This is a genomic window from Paenibacillus agaridevorans, assembly GCF_003112455.1.
Classification (GTDB): Bacteria; Bacillota; Bacilli; order Paenibacillales; family Paenibacillaceae; genus Pristimantibacillus; species Pristimantibacillus agaridevorans.
The window spans coordinates 3544-9919 of record NZ_BDQX01000423.1 but is presented as its reverse complement, the minus strand read 5'-3'; the positions used below and the strand labels follow the sequence as shown (position 1 = coordinate 9919).

General features: G+C 56.0%; 4 protein-coding genes and 1 pseudogene. 3 read left to right on the top strand and 2 right to left on the bottom strand.

Going from position 1 to position 6376, the window contains the following annotated elements; all coding sequences use genetic code 11:
• The 3 genes from PAT3040_RS37735 to PAT3040_RS31890 form a co-directional block, all read left to right on the top strand.
• Positions 1 to 3967, top strand: a 3967-nt coding sequence (locus PAT3040_RS37735) for a discoidin domain-containing protein (protein ID WP_108995848.1), incomplete at its 5' end; no start/stop codon positions are given.
• 18 nt (positions 3968 to 3985) lie between these two features.
• Positions 3986 to 4222: a hypothetical protein gene (locus PAT3040_RS31895; RefSeq protein WP_108995847.1), complete on the top strand. Its 237-nt coding sequence runs from the start codon at positions 3986 to 3988 to the stop codon at positions 4220 to 4222.
• A 56-nt stretch (positions 4223 to 4278) separates the two neighbouring features.
• Positions 4279 to 5145 (top strand): AraC family transcriptional regulator, encoded by an 867-nt coding sequence (locus tag PAT3040_RS31890; RefSeq protein WP_181376965.1) that lies wholly within the window; start codon positions 4279 to 4281, stop codon positions 5143 to 5145.
• A gap of 157 nt (positions 5146 to 5302) precedes the next feature.
• Here the strand turns inward: PAT3040_RS31890 and PAT3040_RS40470 are convergent.
• A pseudogene (locus PAT3040_RS40470) lies at positions 5303 to 5473 on the bottom strand (transposase zinc-binding domain-containing protein); the annotation flags it as partial.
• On the bottom strand, positions 5448 to 6376 hold a 929-nt coding region (locus PAT3040_RS31885), incomplete at its 5' end, for an ABC transporter permease (RefSeq protein WP_181376964.1). The pseudogene PAT3040_RS40470 and the gene PAT3040_RS31885, both read right to left, overlap by 26 nt.

The following is a 6376-nucleotide window of genomic DNA, read 5'->3' as shown; positions in this document are numbered from 1 at the left end:
TATGTTAGCGCTTACCGAAAGCGTCTCGGCCAGCCAAGAGGCGGACATCGAGTTGTGGCAGCCCTACGAAATAACGTTAACCAGCTCCGAAACGTATGCCAATCCTTATCTGGATGTGGAAGTTTCCGCCCAGTTCAGCGGTCCGGGAGGATTGGAGATGGAACTTCCAGGTTTCTGGGATGGAGATGCGGTATGGCGCATCCGGTTCTCGCCGCCGATCGCGGGCGAGTGGACTTATGAGACTAGCGCTACCGATTCGGGGAATACGGGCCTGCATCAATCGGGCAGCTTTACGGCAGGGGCCTACACGGGCGATCAGGCCATCTACAAACATGGTTTCTTGCGGCCGTCGGATAATAACCGTTATGTTGCCTATAGCGACGGAACGCCGTTCTTCTGGCTTGGCGATACGCACTGGATGGGATTATCCGGACGGGAAAGCCTGAACGGCTCCAATGATGCGAGGTTCGATTCCCAGTTCAAAGGGATGGCCGATATCCGCAAGGAGCAAGGCTACAACGTTTATGCCATGAGCTTGTTTGGCGGCAGCTGGGGAGATGTTTCCCCCCAAGGCACTTACAATGAGGGCGGCCCGATCTGGCAGGCGGCAAGCCTCGCCGCCTCCGCTTCCAGTGCCGTAGCGCCATCCGGCGGCGGGGATCATCACGGCGCCAAGAAAGCGCTGGACGGCAATTTAGGTACGCGCTGGCAGGCTACAGCCGCGACTTACCCGCAGTGGCTTGAAATCGATCTCGGCGAGATTTCGTCCATTGGTCAACTCGATTTGCATTTTGGCGAATCCGATACATGGTCGTATATCATCGAAGGCTCCCCCAACGGCATTCAGTACAATACGCTGGTGAACCGTTCATCGGGTGCATCGGGCCAAAATTTCACCGATGCGGTCTCTGCCGCCGCACGCTATTTGCGCGTCACGATTACCGGAGCGCTCTCCGGGCGTCCTGCCTCCATAACCGAATTTGTCCCCTATGGAACAAGCATGCAGCCGCTTAACAACAACGGCTTGTTTAAGCAATTAAACCCGGCGTTTTGGCAAAGCGTCGATGAACGGATCGCTTATCTGTCCGAGCAAGGAATGACCGCTGCGCTCGGGCTCGACTGGGGCCGCAATCTGGAAGCCGCCAATGAGGCGGACTATATGCGGCTTGCCCGGTATGTCGTGGCCCGATATGCGGCTTATCCGGTAGTTTGGCTGGGTGCGGGCGAATATTCCACCGGCAACACGGCTTCCTGGGGAAATGTGTCTGCGTATATTTATGAACAGGACCCCTACAAGCGTCTAAACTTTTTGCATAATGCCGTATGGAATGCCAATAACTTTCGAGATGAGCCCTGGTACCAAGTGGACTACCTGCAGGCCGGTCATGGCGTTCAGAAATCCAAGGATTATTGGCTTGGCCACTATAATGAAACCCCGACCAAAATTATGATCGAGGCGGAAGTCAATTACGAGAACATTAACGGCATCCCTTCCTCGTTTACGAGAGAAGCCGCCTGGAACGCGTTCATAGCCGGCAGCGCAGGTTTTACGTACGGCGCGGAGGGGATCTGGCAGGCTACGCATGACATGAAGGACACATGGCAGGTATGGAACCTGGCGCCGACACCATGGTATGAAGCGATTCATAAACCGGCGGGCGAGCAAATGCGGTTTCTAAAGGACTTTTTCACCGCGCTTCCTTGGTGGGACATGACCCCCGACGCGGCTCGCGTTCAATGGCAGGGCGCTCCGGCGCTTAACAACAAGGCAGCTCCTTATCAGCGTTCTACGGCGGATGGAGCGGTAATTGCGGCTTACTTGCCCTCGCATACGTCCACTTATACCGGCAAGGCGCAAGGGCTTGAGTCTGGCGAAACGTACCAAGCAAGCTGGTACAATCCGCGTACCGGCCAATACACGGCGATTTCGGCGGCATTCGTTCCGGATGGGAACAACGAGTGGCAAATTCCCCCACAGCCAAGCGCTTCGTCGGATTGGGCGCTGCTCATTCAGCGAATCTCGGATCGGGCTGCGACGCCGAATGCCGACAAGAAAGGCGGATCCTATCGCTCGCCTGTGACGGTGGCATTGTCTACGACAACTGCCGGAGCCGCGATCTATTACACATTGGACGGCACAGAGCCGAATGCCGATAACGGCTTGATATATACCTCGCCGATCACCATTCAATCTGCCGCCACCCTTAAAGCGGTGACAATAGCCGACGGGTTGGAGCCTTCGCCATCGATGGTTTATTACTATCGTTTTCCGGGCAACCTGGCGTACGATCGGACGTACAGCAGCTCAACGACCTTTGCGTCCGGTCAGGAGGCGGCTAAAGCGTTTGACGGCAATCTGTCGACCAACTGGCAGGCGGGCAATATGGATCGACTTAATCAATGGCTGGAGGTTGATTTCGGAGGAGCCGCTACATTCAACCAGGCGGTCGTGAGCGAATACGGCAATCGGATCACTTCATTCCGCATTGAATATTGGAACGGTTCTGCCTGGCAGACGGCGTATACCGGGACGACAATCGGGGCTGACGCCAATGATCGTCGCACATTCCACTTTCCGGCCGTGACCGGCAGCAAGGCAAGACTGTATATCGTTCATGCCACGCTGCAGCCGATTATTTACGAGCTGGAATTGTATCATGCTCCGACGGGACTGGCTGCGGTTCCGGGGCACGGAACGGTATCACTGTCCTGGAATGCGCTCTCGGGGGCTAGCCATTATGAACTTTGGCGTCAGGATGCAGAGGGCGAACCCGGTCGTATCGTCGCTGCGGGCAATATGTTGGCCTATGCCGACACCGGGCTGGGGAACAAACGGGAGTACAGATACCGGCTTGCCGCCTTCGACAGCTTCGGCAATGAAATGGGGAGATCAGCTTTTGTTCAAGCTGAAACTCCGGGAGCGCAGCCGTTAAGCAACAATCGCACATATGCCGCGTCCTCCGTATTTAACGGCTCGCAAACCGCCGACAAAGCGTTCGATGGTTTGCAGAACACGAATTGGCAAGCGGCAGTCGGGCAGACGGCGGGTCAATGGCTAGAGGTTGATTTCGGCGAACCTGTCGTCTTCAACAAAGTCATTGTGTCCGAATTCGGCAATCGCACGCAAGGTTTTCAGGTGCAATATTGGAACGGCGCGTCCTGGCAAACGGCATATAGCGGGACGACGATCGGAGCGACTGTGTTCGACCGCCGGCAATTCCACTTTCCCGAAGTGACGGCAAGCAAGGCAAGGCTGTATTTCACCGCCGCTGCCTCGCAGCCGATTATTTACGCCTTTGAGCTATACGAGGTTCCCCAAGGCTTGCAGGCTGCTGGCGGTCCGAAAACGGCGAAGCTGGCATGGGATGCGATTCCGGGCGCCGAATCCTATTCGGTTTACCGCAGCATGTATGCGGACGGCGCATATGAGGCGGTGGCCGAAGGACTTGAAACAACCGACTTCCGAAATGCCGATTTGCTGGAGGGAGCGACGTATTACTACAAAGTATCGGCGTTGATCGACGGAAAGGAAACCGAGTTATCGCAGCCGATTGCGGCCACGACCTCGGGACCGTTTAACTATGTATACGGACGCGCTTATAAAAGCTCTTCCAATTACAATTCCGCTCAAAATGCCGCCATGGCGTTCGACGGGATGACCCAGACCAACTGGCAGGCGGCGGTAGGCCAATTTGCGAATGAATGGCTGGAGGTTGATTTTGGAACCTCGGTTACCTTTAACAAGGCTATATTGAGCGAGTTCGGCAGTCGAACCTCAGCCTATCGCATTGAGTATTGGAATGGAAGCTCCTGGCTGACGGCCTATACAGGCACTACAATCGGCAGCTCGGCCCACACGCCGTTGACGGTCAACTTCTCGCCGGTTACCGGCAGCAAGGCTCGCATATATTTTGTGTCGGGAACCTCGCAGCCGATTATTATTGAGTTTGCTATTTATAAAGAGTAAGAGTGAGGAGCCTAATCGATGAATGATAAAATGGACGGAGGGCAGCTATATCGAACCGGATACGGTACATGGAATGGGATACTTGGAGGCAATCCGGACCGAATTTATACCGAAATAGCCATCCGAGTCGGGGTTGGGTCCGGAATGTTCGGGAGAGGCGTAAAGGATTTCTTAGTGGAAGAATCGAATAATAAACACATTCCTTCTTCTATATCGCAAGCTTCCGATAACCTGTTCGAGAAGCGCACGCAATGACAGGATTGTCGGCAGCCCGCTTGATAAAATAACAATCGAAGGAAGGTGACGCGCAGGTGGAAGCGCTTATTCGCATGATGAACGCCCTGGATTACATGGAGACGAAGATGGAAGAAAAGCTGGATATGGAAGAGATCGCGAAGAAGGCGCATTCGTCCACGTTCCACTTCCAGCGCATGTTCCACTTCCTAACGGGCATGTCGGTGGCCGAATACGTCAGGAAGCGGAAGCTTACGCTTGCCGCTCAGGAGCTGGTTGCTTCGAGCGCCAGGGTTCTCGACGTTGCCCTCAAGTACGGCTACGATTCGCCAGAATCGTTCGCCAAGGCGTTCCGCCGCATACACGGCATTGCGCCGTCAGAGGCCCGGCTTCCCGGCGTTCAGCTGAAGGCGTTCCCCCGCCTCTCCTTCCACTTATCCTTGAAGGGAGATCAAGACATGGATTACAGAATCGAAGACAAGGAATCGTTCACGATCGTAGGCAAGTCGCTAGCCGTATCCTGCGTGGATGGCGAGAATACCAGAGAAATACCGAAGTTCTGGGGAGCCAGCCACGCGGATGGCACGGTTAGGGCCCTCGAGGAGCTGGCTCCGGGCGAACTCTGTCTTGGCGTCTGCCTCGACATGAAGCCCGAGACGGGCGACTTCAACTATATGATCGCCGTGAAGGCTGACGAGGACAAAGCAACGGGCGATCTGGTCGCGCGCGCGGTTCCCGCCTTGACTTGGGCGATCTTTACGTCCATCGGCCCTATGCCGGACGCCATCCAAAGCCTCTTCGGGCGCATCTACTCGGAGTGGTTCCCCGCCACGGGCTACGAACATGCCGGCGGCCCGGAAATCGAAGCTTATACAGACGGCGATACGACATCCGACGAATATCGCTGCGAGGTATGGATACCGATCATCAAGAAAGCCAAGTGAGAAAACCTCTATCGCTGCCTTTCAGAGATGAGCGACCTCCAACTTTGCAAAGCAAAGCTGCTTCTTGAAAGGCAGCCAGTCGGCGAGCTTTAGGTCGATGACGCCGACTTAAATCTTAAAAAGCAGCCGGTCGGCGAGCTTTAGATCGATGCCATCAGAATCTTCCTTTGCAGCGATACGGAACAGGCCGCAGGTCGTGGCATCCTTCGCACGCCAGCAGCTAAAACCCATTGGCTATGTTTTCGCATTTCCGGAATTTCTCGACTTCCTACAAGACATTGGGGCGTAACTTCCCTTTAGGCTTAAATAAACGTCCTCGTATCCCGATTGCGTCCGAACTTGTAGGCCGCGACGAGGCAGAAGGTTAACGCGAACGCCGCCAAAGTGAGGCCGTTCAGAACCAGCGTCGCTGCAGGCGCGCCGGATTGCAGCCCGTCGATGCCCTCCAGCAGCCATCGCTGCGGCAGAAACTCGGCAATCGCCCGCAGCGGCGTCGGCATGGCCTCCACGGGGAACATGCAGCCTGCGATCAAGCAAGTGGGAATGATCAGCAGGTTCTGCAGCGCGTTCGCGGATATGGCGTTTCGCGAGAACGCGACGATGACCAAGGACAATCCCACCGCCACCCATGCAAATAACACGAGCGCAAGCGCAATGCTCCAGAGGGGGGCCCCGGGCCGGATACCGAAGCCCACCGTCATGACCGTCAGCACGACGGCTACCTGAAGCATGAGAAGCAGGACATTGGCGGCGACGTTCGACGCCACGTAGGCTCTGGAGGAAGAGGGGGCGGCCAACAGCCTGTAATAAGTCCGGTTCTCCCTCTCTTTGATCATATGGGTCGACAAGCTGACGGCGGAGAACATCATGACGATCACGAGGTAACCAATGGATCGGTTCGTCATGTCCCGCCCCGCGGAGAGATCCTCCGCCGTTTCCTTCCGCAGACCGAATTCGGCCGCATCGAGCTGTGCATACCGTTCCTTGAAGCCGGAGACGTCCCCGGACGTTGCCGCCGCAAGCGCGCTTACGTTTTCGACGTACCGATTAAGCATGAGCTCCACGTAAGAAGCGACTTCCGAGCCTTCCAGAGCCATTAACTCCGCTCTCGCATCCGCACGCCCCTCAATTAGAGCTTGCGCGTAACCTTCCGGTATGGTAATCGCGACATCCAGCTCCCCCGACAGCACGTCTTCTTCGGCCTCGCCGATGGACGGAAGCGTCGCGATTT

Excerpts from the sequence above, each read along its gene's own strand:
- PAT3040_RS31895 (WP_108995847.1), top strand. The coding sequence starts at position 3,986 with ATGAATGATAAAATGGACGGAGGGCAGCTATATCGAACCGGATACGGT.